We start from the raw sequence: 22,253 nt of genomic DNA, 5'->3' as shown, positions 1-22,253 counted from the left end.
ACATGGATACCCCCAACAGCCTTAGCGCCGTGGAAGTGGCCCAGTTTTTGAAAGCCAACCCTGATTTCTTCGACGCGCATGCCGATGTTTTTTCCAAACTGATGGTGCCGCACCCCCATCAAAGCCGCGCTATTTCACTGGGCGAGCGCCAGATCATGCTGCTGCGCGAGCGCGGCAAGAAAACCGAGCGCCAACTGGCCACACTGGTCGCCAATGCTCGTGGCAATGAAAAGATCTCGCGCCAACTACATCAATGGAACTGCCAGATGCTGGCCGAGTCCGATCCCGGTGCCCTCCCCGCTCTTATCTGCAGCAGCCTGGAGCGCATTTTTGAAATGCCCGTTGTCCGCCTGCACTGCTGGAATCCGGACGAAGTGCTGGCTGACGACGCGCTGGTCAGCTGGGCCTACACCTTGATCAATCCCTATTGCGGCGTCCGACGCGAACAGGAGTTCCTGGCCGATTTGCAGCAAGACGCGCAATCGGTGGCCATTGTGCCCTTGACGTTTCCGGAGTCGAACACCCTGTTTGGTCTGCTGGTTCTGGGCTCGCCTGAAGCCACGCGTTTTACGGTCGATATGGGTACGGACTTTCTGGAAGGCATTGGCGAATTGTGCAGCGCCGCCCTGCAGCGTTTGTACAAGCCCAGCAGTGTTGATCAAAGCGAATGTCCGGCCTGAAAAAACAAGATCACTCCCCTTCTGGGGACACGCCTCAAAAGCAGCCAGCCGCCCCCCAGGCCCTCAGCCCGGCCATGCAAAGCTGGCTGCATCAACTAAGCCACGAAAAACGCTATTCGGAACACACCCTTAGTGCGTACCGTAATGATTTGCGCCACTTGCTGGCGCAGTACCCAGGTACAGACCCCGACACACTGACTCAAAGCCAGTTGCGACAGGCTGCCGCCCGCTTGCATGCGCAGGGCCTGGCACCACGCAGCCTGGCCCGCATTCTGGCAGCCTGGCGTGGCTACTATCAAGCGCGCACTAAAGAACTGGGTTGGCCCTTGAACCCTGCAGCCAGCCTGAAGGCACCCAAGATAGGCCGCCCTCTGCCCAAGGCCTTGTCCGTAGACCAGACCCAGCAGCTATTGGACCGCCCCACCGCCCCCATTCAGGACGACCCGGTCAGCTGGCGCAATCAGGCCATGTTTGAATTGTTTTATTCCAGCGGACTACGTTTGTCCGAGCTGGTCAGCCTGGACACGCACTATCACCAGGACGCGCACTATCAGTCCAAGAGCTGGTTACTGCTGGATGATCGTGAGCTGGTGGTCAGTGGCAAAGGCGGCAAGACGCGCCGCCTGCCTGTCGGGGAGAAAGCGCTGCATGCCTTGCAGCAGTGGCTGGAAAAGCGCCCGGCTTTGGCATCACTGGCGACCAGCGCAGATGCCAGCGCGGCCCTGTTTCTGGGTGCCCGTGGAGCCCGCATTCACCCACGCGTGGTGCAGCAAGAACTGGAAAACTATGCCCGCGCCAGCGGCCTGCCAGTGCATGTCCACCCGCACAGCTTGCGTCACAGCTTTGCCAGCCATTTGCTGCAATCAGCACAAGACTTGCGGGCGGTGCAGGAACTATTGGGTCATACCAATATTTCCACGACTCAGATTTATACCCGTCTGGACTTCCAGCATCTGGCCCAGGCTTACGATCAGGCCCATCCTCGGGCACAACGCAAGAACCGGGCCAGTGACAAGCCGGAGGAGTGAATCAGGGCTGCAAGGCCTTGACCAACTGGTCTGTGTTCGAGCGCATCATGCCCAGGTAGGTATCCACGCCCGAGCCTGGGGCTCCCAAAGCATCGGAATACAAGGTGCCCCCAACTTTGGCACCAGTCTCCCGTGCCACTTGCTCGACCAGTTTTGCGCTGACCGTGTTTTCCACAAAAATGGCCTGAATCTGCTCGCTACGCGCTTGCTGGATGATCTGCGCAATATCACGGGCTGAAGGCTCCGCCTGGCTGGATACCCCCACCAAGGGAATGAAACGGATGTCGTAAGCCTTGCCCATATAAGAGAAAGCATCGTGCGAGGTAATGACCTTGCGCTTTTCTACCGGCACCGCCTGCAGGCGGGTTTTGATGGAATCGTCCATCTCCTGAATGCGCTGTGCGTAATCCTTGGCGCGACGCTGGTAGTACTCGGCATTGGCCGGATCAGCCTGCTCCAGACCTTTGCTGATATTACGAACATAGATCTGTGCCAGGCCCAGGCTTTGCCAGGCGTGGGGGTCCTGGCTGCCGTGCTGATGACTATGGTCATGCCCGCCGTGGGACTGTGTATCCTCTTTGGCGTGGGTCTGCTCATGGTCGTGGGCATGCTCAGGTTCGGAGTCGTGACCGTGGTCATGGTCATGGTCATGGTCATGGTCATGGTCATGGTCATGGTCATGGTCATGGTCATGGTCATGGTCATGGTCATGACCAGCATGATCCTCGTGTCCGCCACCTTCAAATGCCAAAGGCGTAATACCTTCTGTCGCCACGACTTGCGGCCCTTTATAGCCTGCTGCCTGCTGCAAGCGTGGCAACCAGGTCTCGAACTCCAGACCATTGATCACCAGCAGTTGCGCGTTAGCCAAAGTCTTTGCATCACTGGGACGCGGCTCAAACGAATGGGCATCCCCATTGGCGGGCACAATCGTGCTGGCCATAACCTTGTCGCCGCCTATCTCCTTGACCATATCGTTCAAAATCGAGAAGCTGCTGACCACACGCAAAGGCTCCGCTTGCACCGACAGGCTGGCCGCCAGCAAGCCCAGGGCCAGCACCGTGCGGCCTGAGTAAATGTCTCGCATTTTCATCAATCGTGCTCCAAGAGAGAGGCCATGCGCCGACGCCGTGCACGCCATTGGGAATAAGCACGCAGCAAACCGCCTTGGGGGCCAAAGGTGATAGAAAGAAAATAGAAGGCGCCGGCTGCCAAAATAATCGCGGGCGAAGCAGGCACGTTGTAGTAGTACGAGAACAGCAGGCCCAGATAGGCGCTGATCATGCCCAGCAAGGCCGCCACCAGCATCTGACGACCAACGGAATACACCCAGAATCGGGCCGAGGCAGCGGGCAGCATCATGATCCCCACCACCATCAAGGTTCCCAGCACCTGGAAGCCAGCCACCAGCGTGATGACCAGCATGAACAAGAACAACATATGGACGACGGAACCGCGCCCGCCTTGCGTGCGCAAAAAGATCGGGTCCATGCACTCCAGCACCAGAGGCCGGAATACCAAAGCCAGAATAATCAGCGTAACCGTCGTGCTGCTGGTCACCAGCAGCAAGGAGGCATCATCCAGGCCCAGCACCGTGCCAAACAGCACATGGATCAAATCCATATTGGAGCCGCGCAAGGACACCAGCAGCACCCCCAGCCCCAGGGATACCAGGTAGAAGGCCGCAAAACTGGCGTCCTCCCGTTGTGGTGTCAGGCGGGCCACCAGTCCGGCCAGCAAGGCGACAACCAGGCCGGTAATCATGCCGCCTATGGCCATCGCGCTTAAAGACAGGCCCGCCGTCAGAAATCCAACCGCCACACCGGGCAGGATGGCATGTGCCATGGCATCGCCCATCAGGCTCATGCGGCGCAACACCAGGAATACCCCCAAAGGTCCGGCCGCTGCAGCCAGGGCGAAAGAACCAGCCAGTGCGCGCTTCATGAAACCAAAGTCCATGAAGGGGCCAAACAGCACATCAATCAGCGCCATCATAGGTAGTCCCCCGCGCACAAATGGCGAGCCAGATGCAGGTTCTCCGGCGTCAGCACCGCCTCGGTCTCACCCCAGCCCACCACCTGCCCGGCAAGCAGCACGGTTTGCGGAAAACAGCTACGCACCATATCCAGATCATGCAGCACGGCCATCACGGTACGGCCCTGTTTGTGCCAGTCCAGAATCAGGTTCATCAATTCGTCCGAGGTTGCACGGTCCACCGCAGCAAAAGGCTCGTCCAGCAACAATATCTGGGCGTCCTGCATGATCATGCGGGCAAACAGGGCTCGCTGTAATTGCCCACCCGACAAAGTGCCAATGGAGCGACGCGCAAAGTCGGCCAGCCCCACCTGCTCCAGCGCATGGCCAATACGTTCATGTTCTGCCTTGGGAAATCCGCCCCAGGCACCCACGCGCTTCCAGGCTCCCATGGCCACCAGGTCATGCACTGTCACAGGGAAGCTTTTATCCAGATCGCCCATTTGCGGCAACAAGGCCAACTGATCCAGAAAACCGCTATCGACGGCAATGCGCCCTTTCAGGGGATTGATCTGCCCTGTCAGCCCTTTCAACAAGGTGGATTTGCCCGCCCCATTTGGCCCCACAATGGCCGTCAGCGAACCGCGTTTGAAACAGCCGCTGATGTCGCGCAAGGCTATCTTGTCTTTCCAGCCCAGCGCCACATGGTCAAGCTCGATCAAGGTTTGGTGTGAACTCATGCCTCTACCACGCACCCAATGCCCAGGTGGTCAGCAACCACAGGACTGCTGACACGCACAAAGCGCCCAGTACGCGCTGCCCGGCCGAAGCCAGCAGGAGCGAACGGCGGGGTGCCGCACTACGGGGAGTCGAGGAAAATTGAGAACAGGACATGAAACAGGGATAATGCGGCTAGATTGGGAATTTAATTTTTCCAAATATGTTATAACATAACAAACACCTCATCAAGCGCCATGCCTGTACATATTCTTACGCCCAACGCCATTGAAGATCAGCTTGCTACCGCTGAACAGCTTTGTCTGGAACGCGGTAAACGGCTGACTTCAATTCGCCGCCAGGTGCTGGAAATCCTGATTCAGGCCCAGCGCAGTTTGCGCGCCTACGAACTGCTGGATCTGGTTCGCGAGTTCCAGCCCGGCGCCAAACCCCCTACCGTTTACCGCGCCCTGGACTTTCTGACGGAAGAAGGCCTGATCCACCGCCTGGATGCCGTCAATGCCTGGACGGCCTGTGTGGATGCCGGCGGCCACCCCCACGACTTGCTGATTGTCTGCACCCAGTGCGGCACCGTGGTGGAGCTGTGCGCTCCGGACCTGAGCCAAAGGCTGGCCGACTGTGTGCGCGGAGCGGGCTTTGCCCTGTCCGGCCACGAAACTGAACTGCGCGGCCTGTGCCAACGTTGCGTTGCAGCTAAAAACGAGCGAAAACCCTTATCTGCCCCCTAAAACGTGGTATTTTGCCGCCAATCGGTATATATTCCCCGATCTATTGGCAAACCTCTGTGAATTTTTACAGATCACCGTTTGCCCAACAGGCAAGGCTGTGATGTAATCGCACGTTGTTTTCGTGCGGAGCAGATGGGTGCAGGAAGCCGCGGTTGGTGCCGTGCCTTGTACCTTTCGCCCGCCACTGCGAGGCATGTTTATGAACGCGGCATCAGATCTGAACAACATGGTTCCAGTCACTGTTCTGACTGGTTTTTTGGGCGCTGGTAAAACCACGCTGCTCAAGCGCATCCTGAGCGAATATCACGGTCGACGCATTGCCGTCATCGAGAACGAATTCGGGCCCGAAGGTATCGACAACGAACTGTTGGTGCAGGACTCCGAAGAAGAAATCGTTGAACTGAGCAATGGTTGCGTATGTTGCACCGTGCGTGGTGACCTGATGCGCACCCTGAATGATTTGCGCGTTCGCCGCCAGGCAGGCGAACTGAAGTTCGAGCGCGTCATCATCGAGACCACCGGCATGGCTAACCCCGGCCCGGTCTGCCAAACCTTCTTCATGGACGATGATATTGCCGACTACTATCGGCTGGACGCGGTCATCACGGTCGTGGATGCCAAACACGGCATGGCCACACTGGACCAGCAAGAAGAAGCTCAAAAACAAGTTGGTTTTGCGGACCGCCTGCTGATCTCCAAAAAAGATCTGGTCAACGATGTGGATTACGAGGCCCTGCGTGCCCGTCTGATCCGCATCAACCCGCGAGCCACGATTACGCCGGTTCACTTCGGTGAAACCGACATCAAGGATTTGCTGGAAGTCAGCGGTTTCAACCTGAATTCCATTTTGGACATTGATCCTCAATTCCTGGCAGAGCAACACCCCGATGCGGCGGACGGCCATGATCACCACCACGATCATGCCCACGGCGACGAAGGCGAGTGCGGTCCGGGCTGCGGACACGATCACCATCATCACCACCACGAGCACGCAGCTCACAATGACGAAATCGGGGCTTTCGTGTTCCGTTCGGACCGTCCTTTCGATCCCGAGCGTCTGGAAGATTTCCTGTCGGGCATTGTCCAGGTATTTGGACCAGATCTGATGCGCTACAAGGGCATCCTGTATCTGAAGGGCATCAATCGCCGTATGCTGTTTCAGGGCGTACACATGATGATGAGCGCCGAGCCTGGCAATGCCTGGCTGGCCAAAGATAAAAAGGGCACCAAGCTGGTCTTTATTGGCCGCAAATTGCCACAAGACATATTCACCCAGGGCCTGGAGAATTGCCTGGTTTGAATTAATAATTATTCAGTAAATGCGGAGCGATTGCGCGTGACGACAGTTACAGGCTCCCAGACGTCAACAAGAGGTAAGCATCATGGCAACTAAGTCACATGACAGTACTACAACCCTGCTGACCGAGCAGGAGCTTTTGGCGATGCCTGAGTCAGACTACATGAACGCCGCCCAGCTGGAGTTTTTCAAGCATCGCTTGCGCCAGCTGGAGCAAGACATTCTGGCCAACGCGGGTGCTACAACGGAAAACCTGCGTGAAACCCAGTTCGTTCCTGACCCGGCTGACCGTGCCACGATCGAAGAAGAACACGCTCTGGAGCTGCGTACCCGCGACCGCGAACGCAAACTGCTCAAGAAAGTGCAACAGTCCATCGCCCTGATCGATTCGGGCGAATACGGCTGGTGTGAGGAAACCGGCGAGCCCATCGGCCTGCCACGTTTGCTGGCACGCCCAACGGCTAACCTGTCTCTGGAAGCCCAGGAGCGTCGCGAGAAGCGTCAAAAGATGTTTGGGGATTGATAGGCGGCAAGGCCTATCACCCTGATAAAAAGCCCGCCCGATCATTCTGGCGGGCTTTTTTGTGGGTCACCCAACTCGATCCAACCCACTTGTGTACGCTGCTGAAAATAAGCAGGCTCAAAAAAGCCGGCTGCGTCTACCGCTAGCAGGCCAACAGGCTGCTTGCACGCCAAGAAGCCAGGCGACATACGAGAACCCCTGCAACAGCCCCTGCCAAGGGAAGCCACCCTGTTTCAGCCCGGTTACCAGGCACGACCCTCAGTCGGCAAAAACTTCCTGCTGTCATGCGCTTGAAATTTCTTGCCCGGCCCCCAGATGGGAACCTTAAAGGAAGGAAATCATGGAACAATTTCACGCCACTACTATTGTCTGTGTACGCCGCGGAGATCAGGTCGCCATTGGCGGCGATGGTCAGGTCACCCTGGGCAATATCGTCATCAAGGGCACGGCCCGCAAAATTCGCCGTTTGTACAATGACAGCATCCTGGCCGGTTTTGCCGGTGCGACGGCTGACGCCTTCACCTTGCAAGAGCGCTTTGAAGCGAAGCTGGAAAAGCACCAGGGCAACCTGCTGCGCGCCGCCGTCGAACTGACGCGCGACTGGCGCACCGACCGCGTTCTGCGCCGTCTGGAAGCTATGCTGTTGGTGGCGGACAAGGAGCACACGCTGGTGCTGACCGGCAATGGCGACGTGCTCGAACCCGAACATGGCCTGGCCGCCATCGGCTCGGGCGGCTCCTATGCCCAATCTGCCGCCATGGCCTTGCTGCAAAACACCGATATGGCTCCCGCCGACATCGTCAAGAAATCGTTGGAGATCGCAGGTGATCTGTGCATCTACACCAACCAGAACCATATCGTCGAAACACTCTGACAGCCGGATACACCACCATGTCTACACCTAATATGACTCCCGGAGAGATCGTCTCCGAACTGGACAAGCATATCGTTGGCCAGGGCAAGGCCAAGCGCTCCGTGGCCGTGGCCCTGCGCAATCGCTGGCGCCGCCAGCAGGTTGCCGAGCCCCTGCGTAGCGAGATCGTCCCCAAGAACATTCTGATGATCGGACCCACCGGCGTGGGTAAAACCGAAATCGCCCGTCGTCTGGCCAAGCTGGCCAATGCGCCTTTCATCAAGGTCGAAGCCACCAAGTTCACGGAAGTGGGCTATGTAGGCCGCGACGTTGAAACCATCATTCGCGATCTGGTGGATATTTCGGTCAAGCAAACCCGCGAAATCGAAATGCGCCGTGTGCGCACTCAGGCCGAGGAAGCCGCTGAAGACCGTATTCTGGACGTGCTGGTGCCCCCTTCGCGCGATGCTCACGGTCAACCCCAACGCGAGGACAACTCTGCCCGCCAGGTGTTCCGCAAGCGCCTGCGTGAAGGCAAGCTGGACGATACCGAGATTGAAATCGAGATGGCCCAGGCCATGCCTCGTATGGAAATCATGGCCCCTCCCGGCATGGAAGAGATGACCGAGCAGCTGCGCGGCATGTTCTCCGGTCTGGGTCAGGAAAAGACCAAAGCCCGCAAGCTGACGGTCAAGGAAGCCTTCAAGCAACTAACCGAAGAAGAAGCGGCCCGTCGAGTCAATGAGGACGATTTGCGCACTGCTGCAGTGGCCAATGCCGAGCAGAACGGCATCGTGTTCCTGGACGAGATCGACAAGATCACAGCGCGAGGCGAAAGCCAGGGTAGCGGGGGCGATGTGTCCCGCCAAGGCGTGCAGCGCGACCTGCTGCCTTTGGTAGAAGGCACCACCGTCACCACCAAATACGGGGTGGTACGTACCGACCACATCCTGTTTATTGCCTCGGGTGCGTTCCACCTGTCCCGCCCATCGGATCTGATTCCTGAACTGCAAGGCCGCTTCCCCATCCGTGTGGAACTGGAATCGCTGAGCGCCCAGGATTTTGTACAGATTCTGTCCACGACCGACGCTTCGTTGACCAAGCAATACGCAGCCTTGCTGGGCACCGAAGACGTACAACTGGACTTCCGTCCCGACGGTATCCAGCGTCTGGCCGAGCTGGCCTTTGAGGTCAACGAGCGTACCGAAAACATTGGTGCCCGTCGCCTGTACACCGTTATGGAAAAACTGCTGGAAGAGCTGTCCTACAGCGCTGGCAGCCACGGTGAACAAAACGTGGTCATTGATGCGGACTACGTGAACAAACAGCTGCAGGAAACCGCAGCCAGCCAGGATCTGGCGCGCTACGTGCTGTAAGCCTGACTTCGGTCGGACATGAAAAAGGGGCAGATTTCTCTGCCCCTTTTTTACATTTCGCTTGCAGACCACATCCAACACGGCATCAGGCTCTACCCTGTCAACGTAAACGCGATGGTCATCACATCACCCTGTCATCTCGACCACGAACCCACACCAGTGTTTCTCCTGCGTCGGAGATGAAAAAACCGGGCGAACCCGGCTTTTATCAACCCACTCAAACAGGCTTATTTGCTGATCTTGGTGACCACGTAATCACCACCGTCACGTTTGGCAGTGAACTTTACCTTGTCACCCGGTTTGATGTTGGCCAGCAAGGCGGGATCAATTTTGTACACCAATGTCATGGCGGGCAGTTCCAGGTCGCTGATCTCACCATGCTTGATGGTAATTTTGCCGGCCTCGGCATCCAGTCGGCGCACTTCACCCGACGCACTGGCTTCCTGAGCCTGGGCGACCACGACATATGCCGAGCCAGCTACCACACCCAAAGTTCCCAACGCCAAGGCTGCGCTTCGTTTCGTCCACGTCATTTTTCACTCCTGCAAATTGGGCAGAGCCAGACAATTAGCTCATAATGCCTACTTTCGGACGCCTGAGGCGTCTGTTTCCGATCAAGCATAACGCTAAACCTTTGCAAAAGCATGAGCGAATTTATTAAAGGGTATGTGCTGCGTCCAGCCACCCCCGCAGACCTTCCGGCCATTTTGGGCCTGATGCGCGATATGGCCGCCTTTGAGAAACTGGAGCATATTTTCAAGGCCAGCGTTGAGTCTCTGCGCAACAGTTTCTTCTCCGACGAGCCCAGTGCCTACTGCCTGGTCATTACTCCCGAAGATCAGCCCGACGCACCAATTTCTTACATTATGTGGTTTTACAACTACTCCAGTTTCCTGGATCGCCGCGGCATCTATCTGGAGGATTTGTATATAGACCCGGCTCACCGCAAGCACGGTCTGGGCGCTGCGGCCCTGCGCCATCTGGCTCAAATGGCCGTGGCCCAAGGCTGTGGCCGCCTGGAGTGGGTAGTACTGGACTGGAACCAGAACGCCATCGACTTCTACAAGTATCAGGGAGCCCAAGTGCTGGAAGACTGGCGCGTGGTACGCGTCACTGGCGATGCCCTGGTCAATTTGGCTCAAGGCACCCCTACTCCTGCCGAAACATAAGGCTTCTTCATGTCCACACGACTTTCCATTATCAGCACCCGCACCGGCGACGATGGCACAACGGGCCTGGGCGATGGCAGCCGCCTGCCCAAGACTGCCCCCCTGATTCATGCCCTGGGCGACGTGGATGAACTGAACAGCCATATCGGCGTCTTGCGCAGCATGGCACTGCCCGAGGATGTTGATGTCCTGCTGTCCGACATTCAGCACGACTTGTTCGATATGGGGGCCGAGCTGTGCATCCCTGGCCATCAGGTCATAGGCAGCGTCCATGTGGAACGTCTGGACCAAGCGATTCGTCACTACAACGAGCCCTTGGGCATACTCAAAGAGTTCATTTTGCCCGGTGGCAGCCCGGCAGCCGCACAAGCACATGTACTGCGTTGTGTGGCGCGTCGTGCAGAACGTAGCGTCGTGGCGGTGCCCTCAGAATCCTTGCCGCAAGAAGGCCCGCGCCTGTATCTGAACCGCCTGTCGGATTTGTTGTTTGTGCTGGCGCGTACCTTGAACCGCCATGCAGGCCGCTCTGACGTGCTGTGGGAGCCCAAGCGCAACGAGCCTGACAAGAGCTGATCGCCCCATCGCGACTGCGACTATAAGAATAGGGCCCTGCTTTAGCAGAGCCCTATTCCTTTTCAGGCCAGATCAATGCGAGTGGTATCCGCAAACCTCAGCACAGGCTCGTCCGTGGGGTCCTCATAGACCTGCCACTTCAAGGACTGGCTGCCCACCTGAATATCCACAGTAGCCAGGGTGTTTTCCGCATCACTGTCCGCTGGGTCACAGCGCCAGATCGGAAATTCCGCATGGTGCTGATCCGCCAGGACGGTCAAAGGATCAAGCGCAGCACCGGCTTGTGCCAACAATTGATCCCCACGCTCCTGCCGCAGCTCTGACGACCGGGTAATACGCTGCTCAAAGCCTTTCATGGACGGATGTACCGCATGGTTGGCGTGCAGATGGTTTTGCTCAATGGTCTGCACAGAAACGGCCTCGGCACTGAACTCCACGCTCAGCAAGCGTGGATCGCCACGCTGCGCCAGGCTCAAATGGAAAGCGCCGGAACGTGGGTGATCCTGCAAGATCCCTACTGCCTGATCCAGATCAGGCTGATCCAGCATGGCACGGGTCAGGACCATGCGCGGCACCCCTGGGGCCACATGCCGCGCCCGCACATTATTCACCGTCATGGCCAAACCGGCCTGGGTCACTGCAAAGCTGTGGCCCGGCAAGGAAGCAGGGTAAAGAAAGGAGACAAAGGACATGCCGCTGTCGGGGATGAATTTGGCCACCCCGCAGTAACCGGCAAAACCTGGATCACCATCTTCGTTATGCACCAGACGAGGTTCGCCCTGGGCGGGCATTTGCACGGTGGTGCAACCATCGGGAGCCATGGCCCACAAGTCGCCCCGGCAATTCCACAAGAAAACGTCTTCAAAGGGGAGCTCCAGACCCAATGCCAGGCCCTGGAGCTCGGTCCATATTCGGGGGAAATAACGCTCGGTGTACTGAGCCAGCTGACCGGCTACAGCCGTCCCCTTCGATTGCATGATGCCTTGCCATGCTGCTGAGTTCAGCAAGTAGGCATGCACGGCGGGGGCTCCGAAACGTCCCAAAGAATGGCCAATTTCTTTGGGACCACCACTTAACTCCAGATAGGACAACTTAGCCATTGCGTCTATTTCCAGTAAGCACCGGACTGGTGCAATTGATTTTCAACCAACTCAATACCGCTGACAGCACGACTGCCCGCCTTGGCCAGAACCTGTTCCAGCAAGACCTCCACCAGTGCCTGCGCAGCAACCAGAGAAGGAAAAAAAGACGGACTGTCGGTTCCAAACAATAATGTGGCATCTGCCTGCTGCGCAATAGGGGCAAGCAAGCTGTCGCAAATCGCCAGGATTTGTGCATCTGCCTGTCGGGCCGCTGCATGGGCCAGCACGGCTTCCTGGGAATACGGTGCAAAACCGAACAAGACCAGCACATCCCCTTTTTGCAGCGCCCGCAGATCCATATCCAGAGTACCGGACTCGCCACGCAACAAGCCAATCGATGGCCGGAACAGACGGTACTGATAATGAAAGGAAAAAGCGGGTGCAAAAGAGGCTCTGAACCCGGCCACAAAAACCCGCTTGGCCTTGTTCAGCAATTCCACAGCCTGTGGCAAGCGTGCTTCATTCACCTCGCGCAGCAGCGCCAGAGTATCCATTTGTGCTGTCAGCGTCTGCGCCAGGCGATCTTCTTTATTTCGATTGCGTACCACCGCCCGGGCCTGATCGGCATAACGCCGTGCACCCTGGCCATGCAGCGCCTGGGTAAACACAGCCTTGAACTCTGCCCAACCGCCAAAGCCCAAAGACTGGGCAAAGCGCAGCAAGGTGGCAGGCTGCACCTGTGCCTGCGCGGCCAACTGACGCATGGACATCAAGGGCACCTGATCGGCATGATCCAGCACATAGCGCGCGCTTTGCTGGAACTGCGGCGACATGGTGGCAAACACTGCCTGAATACGCTCGGTCAGATTGCTCAAGGAGTTCATGGGCCAACACGCTTCAAAAGGGGACATCAAGTATATATCGGGCGCAAATGCAGTCTGGGCGCAACAGTGAGGCCTTTATCCACCTGTCCCGACAAATCAATGATGATTTATTTGTTGAAAGTATTATTATATATTCAACATACGTTGAAAATCCTTCCGGGCCTACTTTCTGGATCTGCGCCATGACACATGTCTTTCATCGCAACCCCAAACAAACCTTGCCCTGCGCCGTCAAAGGTGATGGTATCCGCATCGTGGACAGCAATGGCAACGCTTATATAGACGCCAGCGGTGGCGCGGCCGTATCCTGCCTGGGCCATAGCCACCCTGTTGTGATCGCTGCCATCAAGCAACAGCTGGACCAGATTGCCTACGCCCACACCTCCTTTTTCAGCAGCCAGGCCGCCGAGGACCTGGCAGATTTTTTGACCAGCCGATCCCCCGGTGATCTGGACCATGTGTACTTTCTGTCCGGAGGCTCGGAGGCCGTAGAAGCCAGCCTGAAGCTGGCACGGCAATATTTCGTGGAGATTGGCCAGCCCGAGCGTCATATTTTCATCGCACGCCGTCAGAGCTATCACGGCAATACGCTGGGGGCTTTGGCCATTGGCGGCAATGAATGGCGTCGCAAGCCGTTCCTGCCTCTACTGGCTCCGGCCCAGCATGTCTCGCCCTGCTACCCCTACCGCGACCAAGGCAGTGATGAAAGTGCCGAGCAATATGCCGACCGTCTGGCTCAGGAACTGGACGACATGATTCAAAGCCTGGGTCCCCAGAACGTCGCGGCCTTTGTCGGCGAGACTGTAGTGGGCGCGACCGCTGGTGCCTTGGCGCCAGTAGGCGATTACTGGAAAAAGATCCGTCGGGTCTGCGACAAGCACGGCGTGCTGCTGATTCTGGATGAAGTCATGTCGGGCATGGGGCGTACCGGCTATCTGTTTGCCTGCGAAGAGGACGGAGTCGTGCCGGACATCATGGCCATTGCCAAGGGTCTGGGGGCGGGCTATCAGCCTATTGGTGCGATGTTGGCCAGTGACCGGATTTACCAGGCCATCCTGAATGGCTCGGGCTTTTTTCAGCACGGCCATACTTATATGGGTCACGCCACAGCCTGCGCTGGTGCTTTAGCCGTGCAACAAGTGATTGAGCAAGACCAGTTGCTGGAAAACGTCCGTCAGCGCGGCGAGCAATTGCGCCGGGAGCTGCATCAGGCGTTGGACAGCCACCCCAATGTGGGTGATATACGTGGTCGTGGCCTGTTTGTCGGAGTCGAACTGGTGCAAGACAAGGCCAGCAAGCAAGCGCTGGACCCTGGCTTGAAAACCCACGCCAGGATCAAGCAGCATGCGTTTTCCCAAGGTTTGATGCTCTACCCTATGGGTGGCACGATAGATGGAGTTCACGGCGACCATATCTTGCTGGCACCGCCCTTTATCTGCACCGAGGCCGACATTCACGAAATCGTGACACGTCTGACCCAAACCATCGAACACATCCTGCCCCGATAAACCCGTCAAGCAGAGCGTCGAACAAACAGTCAGAACGCTCTGCTGACTGCGCTGCGGCAAGCCAGCCGCAAGAGGCACCGCTAGTTATACATAAAGGAGAACCATGGCCCGCCTACCCTATGCTGACCTGAAAGCCCCCGACGCCGCCCCACTGGTAGAGCAGATCATTGCAGAGCGCGGCAGCGTCTTGCACCTGTACCAGATGCTGCTGCACAGCCCACCCATTGCCAAAGGCTGGCTGAATCACCTGACCGGCATACGCCACAACAGCAGCCTGCCAGGCGATCTGCGCGAACTGGTCATCATGCGCGTAGCCCTATTGAACCGTGCCCCTTACGAGGCCGATCAACATGCCCCTATCGCGCTGGCAGAGGGGCTGAGTCAAGCCCAACTGGATGCCCTGCCCGACTGGCAAGACTCCGATGCCTTCACGCCCATTCAGCGTGCTGTGCTGGCTTACACCGATGCCATGACTCTGAATGTGCAAGTGGAGCCCGCTGTTTTTCAGGACGTACGCCAGTATTTTGATGAAAAACTGACGGTTGAGCTGACCGCCACCATCGCTACCTACAATATGGTGTCGCGCTTCCTTGAAGCCTTGCACATTCATTCCGACGACTCGCGTTAAAACGGCACCTTGAGCGCCTCCGTCCGGCCACCTCCCAGGCGCCCCGCCAGAAACTCCACAAACAAACGCAATTTGGGAGGCAAATGGCGGGTGGGCGGATACAAGGCCCACAAGGCACCACAATACTGCGTGCGGAACTCCCAATCGGCCAGCACGCGCACAATACGCCCTTCCAGCTCCGGCTCCCTGGCCACAAAGCAGGGCAAACTGCCTATCCCCAAACCACGCTCTACCGCATCCAGACGCACACCCGTATGGTTCGCCGCATAGCGCCCGCTAACCGACACATTCAGTACCCGCCCGCCTTTATTGAAACGCCAACGTGAATCGCTGGGTGCCTCGCCCAGGTAGATGCAGCTATGTTCGCGCAACTGCTGGGGATGAACGGGCAGGCTGTGTTCGGCCAGATAATCCGGACTGGCGTACAAGCCATGCCGAATATCCGTCAGATGACGCCCCATCAAACCGGGCGGCGGCTGATCCGTGATGCGTATCGCCAGATCCAGCTGATCGTCGATCAGGTCTGCATAGCGATCATCCAGATTCATCAGCACATTCACTTTGGGGTGCGCCGCCAGGAAATCAGGCATATGCGGATGAATCAGAAAATGCCCCACGGCTTTGGGAACACTCAAGCGTATCTGCCCCTCCGGCTCGGTCTGGAACTGCCCTGAGATCTCCATCGCGGCCTGGGCGCAGGACAGCATGTCACGGGCATGCTCGTAAATCGCCTGGCCACTGTCGCTTAGCCGTAATTTACGCGTCGTGCGCTGCAATACCCGCGTTCCCAAACCTTTCTCCAGACGCGCAATGGAGCGGCTGACTGCCGACGGGGTATAGCCCAGGTGGCGAGAGGCTTCGGAAAAGCTGCCGGTCTCCACCACTTTGACAAAAACCACCATATCGCTCATCAGGGAAGTGAGATTACTTGTGCTCATAGGGAATAAATTATTTCAATGAATTGCAATTATCAGGACTGCTCACTATGCCTACAATGCCTTAAAACCAACCTACAGGTAATAAAATGCAAGATAAATTATATTTGACTAGCAATAGTCTTACCTGCATAGCGGAAATCCTGGAGTGTTATCACTCCGAAAATGAGCGTTATGCTGTCAGGCTGGATAAAACCTTATTTCATCCCCAAGGCGGAGGTCAGCCTTGCGACAAAGGCACGATAAATGGGCACGAGGTCCTGCATGTGGCTCAAAACCGCGACGGCCACGTGCTGCACTACCTGCATGTGCGCCTGCCCCTGGGGCCCGTAGAACTGCATATTGATCGCGCTCACCGACTGGAGCACGCCCGCCTGCATACGGCCGGCCACCTTATCGGCCATCTGGTTGAACGCATAGGCTGGCAGGCCGTAAAGGCGCATCACTGGCGGGGCGAGTCACGGGTGGTCTTTCGCAACCCCAAGGATGCTCTGCCCCCCTTTCTGGATGATTTGTCCAATCGTTGTGCTGAACAGATTCAATTGGCTCAGCCAATTTCCATCAGTTTTCAGGAAGGGCTCCGCGAGGTTGCGATTGGTAGCCTGGGGTGCTACCCCTGCGGCGGCACACATGTTGAAAACACATCCGAATTAAATGGACTGAAAATAATCCGTATAAAAAACAAAAAAGATGAATTGAGCATTCATTATGAAATGATGAATTAATAAATAACAAAAACCATGGCAGTGTATTAGCTTTGGCTATTATCGGAAAAGAAAAACAATTCTTTTAGAACCCCCAAGGGAAGTGAGATATGTATTTAGAGACCGAACGATTGCGGACTGAGCATATGCAGTCCCTGCTAAATGGCGAACTCCTGGCTATCCGCCTCTCCGGCTTCATTGATGCGCCCACCTCACAAAAGCTGGGCGAGCAAATCATAGACAAAGGCTTTGATCGCTATGTGAACGCTCCGAGCATTGGCCGCATTGGCATGGCTTTTTACGAAGCCGAAAACCAGCCCGAACGCATGGCCTCCTATTTCGAGGGGGTTTTTGACAATATCGACGAACTGCGCCGCCGCTGCGCCCCCTACCTGTCCCCGATTGACGTGCTGCGTTGCACGCTGGATGAAGTCTGGCCTGCCGGAGCCACACTGGAGACCTTGTACGGAAAGAAAATGTATGTGGGTTTGTCACGCGTGGTGCAACCCGATGTGCGCTTTCTGGCGCATCACGACATTTTGGCCAAGGACGCCCCCGGTAATTACCAGGCCATCAGTCTACAAGGCCAGTTGGCCGCCAATGTCTATTTGAAAATGCCCGAACAAGGAGGTGAACTGCAAATCTGGCAAACCGAACTGAGCCCGGATGAATTTGATGAAATGCGTGGCGACAGCTATGGCATCCATCCTGATTTGTTGGGCACCCCCGAAGTACAGATACGCCCCGGTCCGGGCGATCTGATTATTTTCAATTCTCGCAAAATGCATGCCGTCACCCCCGGCAAGGGCGATTTGCGCCTGAGCCTGTCTTGCTTTGTGGGATATCGCGGTCCGGCCATGCCGCTGACCTTCTGGAGTTAACGTGTTGCAAACCTATTGGCCAGAGTTCGCTACTCTGGCTTTGATTCATTTTTTGGCCGTTATTGCCCCTGGACCAGATTTTGCTGTCACCATCCGCCAAAGTGTGCGGCTAGGCCGCCAGGCCGGTATTGCCACTGCCATTGGTATTGGCGCCGGAATCTCCGTCCATGTGATCTATACCTTGATGGGCGTGGGAGCCCTGCTGCACTCCACCCCCTGGCTGATGAGTGTGGCCGAGGTATTGGGAGGTGCCTACCTTCTCTATATAGGCTGGGGATTCCTGCGCCAGGCCAGCACACCGATGGAAGTGAGCCTGGCCGAGTCCGACAATGGCAAACCCGCTGCTGTCAGCGTGCGCCAGTCCTTGACGCTGGGCTTCATGACCAATGCCACCAACCCTAAGGCTACGCTGTTCTTTCTGGCCGTGTTTACTACCGTGGTCAGCGCCAGCACGCCTTTGACGACCCAGATGCTCTACGGCGTCTGGATGTGCCTGGTTAATGCGGGCTGGTTTATTGTGGTCAGCCTGATCTTTACCAATCCTCGCGTACGTCAGCGATTCCTGCGTATGGGGACCTGGTTTGAGCGCGTGACAGGGGTTCTACTGCTGGGGTTTTCGCTGCGCCTGCTGATCCATGCCGGTCAGCGCATCCTGCTTTAAGCCCGCCAACAAGCCATGGAGCCCAAGGCTACGAGTGATAAGGTCTGCGCAGCAGAACCATCAGACGCTAAACAGCACACAGGTTTGACTTCATGCCTGTACTCACCATCTTGGCCTGAGCACCGTCTGGCACCTATGCGGCGCTTTGGTCTTGGCTTGGGCTCTGCGCATCATAAAAAAATCCCCGCCCTGAAAACAGGGCGGGGATTTTTACTCCTTAGACCATGGACTCACCCGTCTTGCGGGCGTTGCGCCAGTCACGTACCAGGTTACCGACCAGCAGAACCAGAATGATGGCCGACATGACCGGCCAGACCAGAAAGTAAATCGTCATAAGCATAGTGTTCTCCTTTTAACGTCTTGTCTCATACTCTCAAGCACGAGCCGAGGCCGGCTCACCTTGTTTCGACTCCCGAACTTTCTGCTTGCTCGGTGCAGGTGTGTCATCGTAGTGAAACGACTGCACACGCTCGGCAAGCACAGAGAAATCAAAATGTTCCTGACTACGCAAGCTGATGGCCACACACACCACAGCGCTAACGCCATAGGCGGTCAGGGAACCCAGCAAAACAATGTACTCACGCAAGAAGCCAATGAAGTTGGGCAAAAGAATCGCAGTGGCAATCACCCCCACCGCAATCGCAATACGGCTGCGGAAGAAGGCAAAAGCCATCAGACCGGCAACCACACCGCCACCAATCGAAGCGGTAATCTCGTAGAACACGGCGACCGCACCTTCGATAGGAATCAACTCAAAACGCACGATCGTAAACAGCACGACGGCACACAAAACCGACCAGCTAAAGGCTTTGTTGGTAACACGATCCCAGTAAAAGCTGACAATGACCGGGAACACAATCGCGCCCCACAAGGCACCCACAAACACCAGCATGACCAGAATATCCAGCTTCAGGCTGGCGAAGATCACCCCCACCATCGTGGCAACCACCATGGTGATACGGCCCCACCACAACATGCGGGCAGGTTTTGGACGACCACGAGCAATGTTCTTGGCGTAGATGTCGGTCATCACGATAGCCGACAATGCAGCCAGGTCCGAGTCCGCCGTAGAGGACAAGGAGCCCACCACCAGGATGAAGAACAAGGCAATGCCAAATGGCGGCAAGTAGGTGGACGCCATCTGCGGGATGATGTTGTTCATGTTTCCATCCACAGGCTGCAAGCCGGTGAACAGAGCCAGCAAACCCAACATGCCCAGACCAATCACCACGGCACCATAGCCAATGGTGGCCGTCAGGAAAGTGGGTTTGATCAGGTCCTCGCGTACGGCGAACAGGCGCTGGGCAATGGTTTGGTTACCAATCGCGTACGCCAGCACCGCTACAAAGTACGGCGCCCCCTGCTCCAGAATTGCCTTGGTGGAATAAAAGTTGGCTTGCTCGGAATCCAGACGCCACCAGTTGGCCTGCACCATCTCCGGGCCACCGGCGTTAAAGAAGATCAGCGGGATAATGACCACGGCCGACAAAATCATGGCAACCAGCTGGGCAAAGTCCGTCATCACCGAGGCGCGGAACCCCGACCACAGGGTATAGGACAAGACGCCCAGACCCGCAATCAGCACACCTTGAATAAATGTCAGAGGGCTAAGGATCGAGACCAACGCACCTGCCGCGGTGAAGTTCACCATCAGGCTGATCCCACTGCCTACCACGTTGGAAATCGCCATAATCATCTGGCTGGACGAGCCGTGCCGTGCATGCAGCACCTCGGCCAGGGTGTGCGCCTGCGGGGCCAACTGGCGAAAACGTCGCCCGAAGGGGTAGATGAACAAGATCATCAAGGCTCCCCATAGCCCGTAATGCAGAGGGCCGGATAGCCCGTACTTGAAGCCCGAGGTCGCGCTTGCATAAAACGACGCCGCCCATACCCAGGTGGCAATCATGCTGGCCGCCGACAGGCCAAACCCCACCGCACTGTTGGATACCATGTATCCGTCCACGTTTTCTTTCTTTTGACCAATCATGAGCGACATCAGGAACGTCGCGCCATAAAAGCCGACCAATAACAATATGGCCGTCGTGGTTGAAAGCGTAAAAAACTCCGCCTCTTGCATGTCTTTCCTTTTCTCTTCTGCGCGAGAGCCACTTGCACCACCTGGCTCACTCGCATGCATGCCGATTCCGCATTAACGCGCTGGGCGACACCCATCCCAGGACCAGAACCGAAACACTTGAACCGAACGCGCGCGCACACGCCCCCGCCCTTGGCACAAGCCAAAGCGAGAAAAAAGCAAGACACAGCGCAAAGTGCCTCACATTGCGGCGAGTCTGCGGGCCTTACAGCAAATAAACATGGCCAGAGACAAGCCGCTCTGTTGCAGGCCGATGTCGTGTGAGACAGTCGGCTGGTTGTTCCGCGACCCAAGGGCCGGGCAAGGTGTTTCGGGCTAAAGCCGGGTTGTTGTGCAACAACCTGTTGAAGAACGGGCCGTCATTTTTTTATGCAATTTTGTCGCACCTGAACGGCCTGCTCGAGAAGCTGATTCAATGAACCAGAGCGACCAATTATACATATTTAAAATTTAAGGGTCTATATCATGCTGTTTCAGCATCGAGAACGGGCTATCAAGCCCTTTCCGAGTCATTCATAGACCTCATCATTATTAAAGCTCACGCGTGCCAGCTCCTGACATGCTACGGGCACTTTACCCACAAAGGCGTAGCCTTCCCCGCGCACCGAACGAATGGGCAGCTCCTCTCCCATGGCGGTTAATTTACGTTTCAAGCGACTGATCAAAACGTCCACAGAACGGGCAGTTGCCTCCCGCCCGTCCTCCAGCGGAAAAAGACGATCGCGCTCTACGGTTTGGGGGCTGACAGCAAAGAGAACCTGGACAATACGTCGCTCGCCGCGAGTCAACATGACCGAGTGCCCTCTGGGCGTGATCATGGTCCAGCCATTCTCCATCAAATCCCAAAGCTGGGAATCTGGCTCCTGCTCGGATCTATAAGCGATATTGCCTGCATTGACCGGCTCTGCAGGAGAATCACGCAAGCTTCGCTGCAGGGCATAACCACGCCGGCGCAAGGCCTGCACGCAAGCGACCACCTCCACCGGCAAAGCCTCCTGATCGAAGCAGGCGTCCGCCCCGGCAAGCAACAAATGTCCACGTTCCAGGCCGGCCATTTTGTCGCGCCGCACAACGATGACGCCGGCAGCAGGAAAATCCATACGCAAACGATTGATGTGTAAAAAAACGTTGTCTGCCTGACACACCAAAGCAAACACCGTCTCCGCCCCGCAAGCATGTGCCTGAGACAGACACTGCTCCATCGTCTCTACCGTCTGGATCCTGCCCCCCCACTGCTCCGACTCCAAAGCGATCTGCTGCAAACCAGCCTTGTCGTCATACAACAGAAAAATCTGTTCTACCGTCATAGTCCTCACCCTTGCTGGCCCTATCAGGCACTTTATGTTTTTTTACCCTTGGACCTGCCTTAACAAACGCTGTGCTGCTGCGTCGTCAGGCATGGATAGATAAATAGCCCCCTGCTTCAAGGGCTCGCCAATTCGGGCGACTTGTGCCACCTGATCTTCCATGACCAAAACCAGCAAGGCTCCCACATTACCAGAGCTGATCTCGGCCAACTTACGCGCGCCCAAAGAATTCAGTTGGAATCGAACAAGATGCTGTCCCTGTTCGGTCCGCAAGGACGCCACACGCGTCAAATCGCTGCGTTGCACAACAACTTGCGGATACAACCACAGAGGGCCTTGCGGTCCCTGCACTTGCACCAGACCGGGGGAGGCTTGGCGCATTCCCACGTAGAAATCTACTTGAGGAACCTGCACCGAGCGCTGTGTCTGAGAGGCCAAAAAACTGCGTGTTCCATCTGCCCCTTCCCGCTCATAGTTGCTTGCCAGTGCAGGCGGGCTCAAATCAGCCCCGCCTCCTGCTGCTGTGGTCTGGCACCCGGCCAGTAAAAACAGCATCATGCCTATCGCCGTGCCCAGTACTGCTTGCCCTGTTTGACTATGCGTTGTCGCCATATTCACTCTCCGCTTTG

The 22,253-nt window shown here is 56.8% G+C and carries 26 protein-coding genes; 14 read left to right on the top strand and 12 right to left on the bottom strand.

All coding sequences use genetic code 11. The annotated features are described in order from the left end of the window. Positions 1 to 2: 2 nt before the first annotated feature. Entirely contained in the window at positions 3 to 680 is a 678-nt protein-coding gene (locus tag ACU6HM_RS07590; protein WP_446763601.1) for a DUF484 family protein, read from the top strand. Then, positions 668 to 1,708 carry a tyrosine recombinase XerC gene (locus ACU6HM_RS07585; RefSeq protein ID WP_009462602.1) on the top strand — a complete coding sequence of 347 codons (1,041 nt, stop codon included), beginning with the start codon at positions 668 to 670 and terminating at the stop codon, positions 1,706 to 1,708. The genes ACU6HM_RS07590 and ACU6HM_RS07585 overlap by 13 nt, the downstream gene beginning before the upstream one ends. Position 1,709: 1 nt before the next feature. On the opposite strand, the gene ACU6HM_RS07580 is transcribed toward ACU6HM_RS07585, so the two are convergent. The 4 genes from ACU6HM_RS07580 to ACU6HM_RS07565 are packed head-to-tail and all read right to left on the bottom strand — an operon-like array spanning position 1,710 to position 4,576. Further along, a complete protein-coding gene (locus ACU6HM_RS07580; protein ID WP_446763600.1) occupies positions 1,710 to 2,801 on the bottom strand; it encodes a metal ABC transporter substrate-binding protein in 1,092 nt (363 codons plus the stop codon). Continuing rightward, the gene (locus ACU6HM_RS07575) at positions 2,801 to 3,700 is read right to left on the bottom strand and encodes a metal ABC transporter permease (protein WP_031232761.1); all 900 of its coding nucleotides are present in this window, start codon (positions 3,698 to 3,700) and stop codon (positions 2,801 to 2,803) included. The genes ACU6HM_RS07580 and ACU6HM_RS07575 overlap by 1 nt, the downstream gene beginning before the upstream one ends. Continuing rightward, the gene (locus ACU6HM_RS07570; protein ID WP_009462606.1) at positions 3,700 to 4,422 is read right to left on the bottom strand and encodes a metal ABC transporter ATP-binding protein; all 723 of its coding nucleotides are present in this window, start codon (positions 4,420 to 4,422) and stop codon (positions 3,700 to 3,702) included. The genes ACU6HM_RS07575 and ACU6HM_RS07570 overlap by 1 nt, the downstream gene beginning before the upstream one ends. 4 nt (positions 4,423 to 4,426) lie before the next feature. Further along, positions 4,427 to 4,576, bottom strand: coding sequence for a hypothetical protein (locus ACU6HM_RS07565; RefSeq protein ID WP_164837991.1), 150 nt, complete (start codon positions 4,574 to 4,576; stop codon positions 4,427 to 4,429). A gap of 80 nt (positions 4,577 to 4,656) precedes the next feature. Between ACU6HM_RS07565 and ACU6HM_RS07560 the strand changes: the two genes are divergently transcribed. The 5 genes from ACU6HM_RS07560 to hslU all read left to right on the top strand — a co-directional run bounded on the left by ACU6HM_RS07560 (position 4,657) and on the right by hslU (position 9,197). Continuing rightward, positions 4,657 to 5,148, top strand: coding sequence for a Fur family transcriptional regulator (locus tag ACU6HM_RS07560; RefSeq protein WP_009462608.1), 492 nt, complete (start codon positions 4,657 to 4,659; stop codon positions 5,146 to 5,148). A 199-nt stretch (positions 5,149 to 5,347) separates the two neighbouring features. Continuing rightward, on the top strand, positions 5,348 to 6,448 hold the full coding sequence (locus ACU6HM_RS07555; RefSeq protein ID WP_009462610.1) for a CobW family GTP-binding protein: 1,101 nt from the start codon (positions 5,348 to 5,350) through the stop codon (positions 6,446 to 6,448). 82 nt (positions 6,449 to 6,530) lie between these two features. Further along, the gene (dksA, locus tag ACU6HM_RS07550) at positions 6,531 to 6,968 is read left to right on the top strand and encodes an RNA polymerase-binding protein DksA (protein WP_026484112.1); all 438 of its coding nucleotides are present in this window, start codon (positions 6,531 to 6,533) and stop codon (positions 6,966 to 6,968) included. A 340-nt stretch (positions 6,969 to 7,308) separates the two neighbouring features. Further along, positions 7,309 to 7,842: an ATP-dependent protease subunit HslV gene (gene hslV / locus ACU6HM_RS07545; protein WP_009462614.1), complete on the top strand. Its 534-nt coding sequence runs from the start codon at positions 7,309 to 7,311 to the stop codon at positions 7,840 to 7,842. 17 nt (positions 7,843 to 7,859) lie between these two features. Continuing rightward, complete coding sequence (gene hslU, locus ACU6HM_RS07540; RefSeq protein WP_026484111.1) at positions 7,860 to 9,197, top strand: ATP-dependent protease ATPase subunit HslU; 1,338 nt, start codon at positions 7,860 to 7,862, stop codon at positions 9,195 to 9,197. Between the two features lie 227 nt (positions 9,198 to 9,424). On the opposite strand, the gene ACU6HM_RS07535 is transcribed toward hslU, so the two are convergent. Beyond that, the gene (locus tag ACU6HM_RS07535; RefSeq protein ID WP_009462618.1) at positions 9,425 to 9,730 is read right to left on the bottom strand and encodes a copper-binding protein; all 306 of its coding nucleotides are present in this window, start codon (positions 9,728 to 9,730) and stop codon (positions 9,425 to 9,427) included. A 111-nt stretch (positions 9,731 to 9,841) separates the two neighbouring features. Here ACU6HM_RS07535 and ACU6HM_RS07530 point away from each other — a divergent pair, with 111 nt between their 5' ends. Further along, a complete protein-coding gene (locus tag ACU6HM_RS07530; RefSeq protein ID WP_080748114.1) occupies positions 9,842 to 10,366 on the top strand; it encodes a GNAT family N-acetyltransferase in 525 nt (174 codons plus the stop codon). A gap of 9 nt (positions 10,367 to 10,375) precedes the next feature. Further along, positions 10,376 to 10,939, top strand: coding sequence for a cob(I)yrinic acid a,c-diamide adenosyltransferase (locus ACU6HM_RS07525; protein ID WP_446763599.1), 564 nt, complete (start codon positions 10,376 to 10,378; stop codon positions 10,937 to 10,939). A gap of 62 nt (positions 10,940 to 11,001) precedes the next feature. Here the strand turns inward: ACU6HM_RS07525 and ACU6HM_RS07520 are convergent, their stop codons facing one another. Both ACU6HM_RS07520 and ACU6HM_RS07515 read right to left on the bottom strand, forming a co-directional pair. Then, a complete protein-coding gene (locus tag ACU6HM_RS07520; protein WP_009462624.1) occupies positions 11,002 to 12,039 on the bottom strand; it encodes a C45 family autoproteolytic acyltransferase/hydolase in 1,038 nt (345 codons plus the stop codon). A gap of 5 nt (positions 12,040 to 12,044) precedes the next feature. Next, positions 12,045 to 12,932: a MurR/RpiR family transcriptional regulator gene (locus tag ACU6HM_RS07515; protein WP_235484291.1), complete on the bottom strand. Its 888-nt coding sequence runs from the start codon at positions 12,930 to 12,932 to the stop codon at positions 12,045 to 12,047. 155 nt (positions 12,933 to 13,087) lie between these two features. Between ACU6HM_RS07515 and ACU6HM_RS07510 the strand changes: the two genes are divergently transcribed. Together ACU6HM_RS07510 and ACU6HM_RS07505 are read left to right on the top strand one after the other, a co-directional pair. Next, complete coding sequence (locus ACU6HM_RS07510; protein ID WP_083054278.1) at positions 13,088 to 14,413, top strand: aspartate aminotransferase family protein; 1,326 nt, start codon at positions 13,088 to 13,090, stop codon at positions 14,411 to 14,413. A gap of 103 nt (positions 14,414 to 14,516) precedes the next feature. After that, positions 14,517 to 15,041, top strand: a complete 525-nt coding sequence (locus ACU6HM_RS07505; RefSeq protein WP_026484105.1) for a carboxymuconolactone decarboxylase family protein — start codon at positions 14,517 to 14,519, stop codon at positions 15,039 to 15,041. Here the strand turns inward: ACU6HM_RS07505 and ACU6HM_RS07500 are convergent. Beyond that, positions 15,038 to 15,979 (bottom strand): LysR family transcriptional regulator, encoded by a 942-nt coding sequence (locus ACU6HM_RS07500; RefSeq protein WP_051359130.1) that lies wholly within the window; start codon positions 15,977 to 15,979, stop codon positions 15,038 to 15,040. The two genes, ACU6HM_RS07505 and ACU6HM_RS07500, sit on opposite strands and share 4 nt — an antisense overlap. Positions 15,980 to 16,065: 86 nt before the next feature. Between ACU6HM_RS07500 and ACU6HM_RS07495 the strand changes: the two genes are divergently transcribed. The 3 genes from ACU6HM_RS07495 to ACU6HM_RS07485 all read left to right on the top strand — a co-directional run bounded on the left by ACU6HM_RS07495 (position 16,066) and on the right by ACU6HM_RS07485 (position 18,222). Beyond that, the gene (locus ACU6HM_RS07495) at positions 16,066 to 16,701 is read left to right on the top strand and encodes a threonine--tRNA ligase (protein ID WP_250756636.1); all 636 of its coding nucleotides are present in this window, start codon (positions 16,066 to 16,068) and stop codon (positions 16,699 to 16,701) included. A 125-nt stretch (positions 16,702 to 16,826) separates the two neighbouring features. Beyond that, complete coding sequence (locus ACU6HM_RS07490; protein ID WP_009462634.1) at positions 16,827 to 17,561, top strand: 2OG-Fe(II)-dependent halogenase WelO5 family protein; 735 nt, start codon at positions 16,827 to 16,829, stop codon at positions 17,559 to 17,561. 1 nt (position 17,562) lies between these two features. Then, positions 17,563 to 18,222: a LysE family translocator gene (locus ACU6HM_RS07485; protein WP_021447051.1), complete on the top strand. Its 660-nt coding sequence runs from the start codon at positions 17,563 to 17,565 to the stop codon at positions 18,220 to 18,222. A gap of 217 nt (positions 18,223 to 18,439) precedes the next feature. Here ACU6HM_RS07485 and ACU6HM_RS07480 read toward each other — a convergent pair whose 3' ends face one another. From ACU6HM_RS07480 to ACU6HM_RS07465, 4 genes are all read right to left on the bottom strand, one after another. Next, positions 18,440 to 18,562, bottom strand: coding sequence for a putative transporter small subunit (locus tag ACU6HM_RS07480; protein WP_009462638.1), 123 nt, complete (start codon positions 18,560 to 18,562; stop codon positions 18,440 to 18,442). A gap of 33 nt (positions 18,563 to 18,595) precedes the next feature. Beyond that, entirely contained in the window at positions 18,596 to 20,299 is a 1,704-nt protein-coding gene (locus ACU6HM_RS07475; protein WP_446763598.1) for a sodium:solute symporter family protein, read from the bottom strand. 527 nt (positions 20,300 to 20,826) lie between these two features. Further along, positions 20,827 to 21,624, bottom strand: coding sequence for a winged helix-turn-helix domain-containing protein (locus ACU6HM_RS07470; RefSeq protein WP_446763597.1), 798 nt, complete (start codon positions 21,622 to 21,624; stop codon positions 20,827 to 20,829). Between the two features lie 42 nt (positions 21,625 to 21,666). Further along, positions 21,667 to 22,236 carry a SecDF P1 head subdomain-containing protein gene (locus tag ACU6HM_RS07465; RefSeq protein ID WP_152978318.1) on the bottom strand — a complete coding sequence of 190 codons (570 nt, stop codon included), beginning with the start codon at positions 22,234 to 22,236 and terminating at the stop codon, positions 21,667 to 21,669. Between the last annotated feature and the right edge of the window lie 17 nt (positions 22,237 to 22,253).

The sequence above is a fragment of the Alcaligenes sp. RM2 genome, from assembly GCF_052931795.1.
This window is presented reverse-complemented; position numbering and strand designations above follow the sequence as displayed.

Bases quoted from the DNA above. Each gene is read 5' to 3' on its own strand.
- ACU6HM_RS07590 (WP_446763601.1), top strand. From the start codon at position 3: ATGGATACCCCCAACAGCCTTAGCGCCGTGGAAGTGGCCCAGTTTTTG.
- ACU6HM_RS07585 (WP_009462602.1), top strand. From the start codon at position 668: ATGTCCGGCCTGAAAAAACAAGATCACTCCCCTTCTGGGGACACGCCT.
- ACU6HM_RS07580 (WP_446763600.1), bottom strand. From the start codon at position 2,801: ATGAAAATGCGAGACATTTACTCAGGCCGCACGGTGCTGGCCCTGGGC.
- ACU6HM_RS07575 (WP_031232761.1), bottom strand. From the start codon at position 3,700: ATGGCGCTGATTGATGTGCTGTTTGGCCCCTTCATGGACTTTGGTTTC.
- ACU6HM_RS07570 (WP_009462606.1), bottom strand. From the start codon at position 4,422: ATGAGTTCACACCAAACCTTGATCGAGCTTGACCATGTGGCGCTGGGC.
- ACU6HM_RS07565 (WP_164837991.1), bottom strand. From the start codon at position 4,576: ATGTCCTGTTCTCAATTTTCCTCGACTCCCCGTAGTGCGGCACCCCGC.
- ACU6HM_RS07560 (WP_009462608.1), top strand. From the start codon at position 4,657: ATGCCTGTACATATTCTTACGCCCAACGCCATTGAAGATCAGCTTGCT.
- ACU6HM_RS07555 (WP_009462610.1), top strand. From the start codon at position 5,348: ATGAACGCGGCATCAGATCTGAACAACATGGTTCCAGTCACTGTTCTG.
- dksA (WP_026484112.1), top strand. From the start codon at position 6,531: ATGGCAACTAAGTCACATGACAGTACTACAACCCTGCTGACCGAGCAG.
- hslV (WP_009462614.1), top strand. From the start codon at position 7,309: ATGGAACAATTTCACGCCACTACTATTGTCTGTGTACGCCGCGGAGAT.
- hslU (WP_026484111.1), top strand. From the start codon at position 7,860: ATGTCTACACCTAATATGACTCCCGGAGAGATCGTCTCCGAACTGGAC.
- ACU6HM_RS07535 (WP_009462618.1), bottom strand. From the start codon at position 9,730: ATGACGTGGACGAAACGAAGCGCAGCCTTGGCGTTGGGAACTTTGGGT.
- ACU6HM_RS07530 (WP_080748114.1), top strand. From the start codon at position 9,842: ATGAGCGAATTTATTAAAGGGTATGTGCTGCGTCCAGCCACCCCCGCA.
- ACU6HM_RS07525 (WP_446763599.1), top strand. From the start codon at position 10,376: ATGTCCACACGACTTTCCATTATCAGCACCCGCACCGGCGACGATGGC.
- ACU6HM_RS07520 (WP_009462624.1), bottom strand. From the start codon at position 12,039: ATGGCTAAGTTGTCCTATCTGGAGTTAAGTGGTGGTCCCAAAGAAATT.
- ACU6HM_RS07515 (WP_235484291.1), bottom strand. From the start codon at position 12,932: ATGTCCCCTTTTGAAGCGTGTTGGCCCATGAACTCCTTGAGCAATCTG.
- ACU6HM_RS07510 (WP_083054278.1), top strand. From the start codon at position 13,088: ATGACACATGTCTTTCATCGCAACCCCAAACAAACCTTGCCCTGCGCC.
- ACU6HM_RS07505 (WP_026484105.1), top strand. From the start codon at position 14,517: ATGGCCCGCCTACCCTATGCTGACCTGAAAGCCCCCGACGCCGCCCCA.
- ACU6HM_RS07500 (WP_051359130.1), bottom strand. From the start codon at position 15,979: ATGAGCACAAGTAATCTCACTTCCCTGATGAGCGATATGGTGGTTTTT.
- ACU6HM_RS07495 (WP_250756636.1), top strand. From the start codon at position 16,066: ATGCAAGATAAATTATATTTGACTAGCAATAGTCTTACCTGCATAGCG.
- ACU6HM_RS07490 (WP_009462634.1), top strand. From the start codon at position 16,827: ATGCAGTCCCTGCTAAATGGCGAACTCCTGGCTATCCGCCTCTCCGGC.
- ACU6HM_RS07480 (WP_009462638.1), bottom strand. From the start codon at position 18,562: ATGCTTATGACGATTTACTTTCTGGTCTGGCCGGTCATGTCGGCCATC.
- ACU6HM_RS07475 (WP_446763598.1), bottom strand. From the start codon at position 20,299: ATGCAAGAGGCGGAGTTTTTTACGCTTTCAACCACGACGGCCATATTG.
- ACU6HM_RS07470 (WP_446763597.1), bottom strand. From the start codon at position 21,624: ATGACGGTAGAACAGATTTTTCTGTTGTATGACGACAAGGCTGGTTTG.
- ACU6HM_RS07465 (WP_152978318.1), bottom strand. From the start codon at position 22,236: ATGGCGACAACGCATAGTCAAACAGGGCAAGCAGTACTGGGCACGGCG.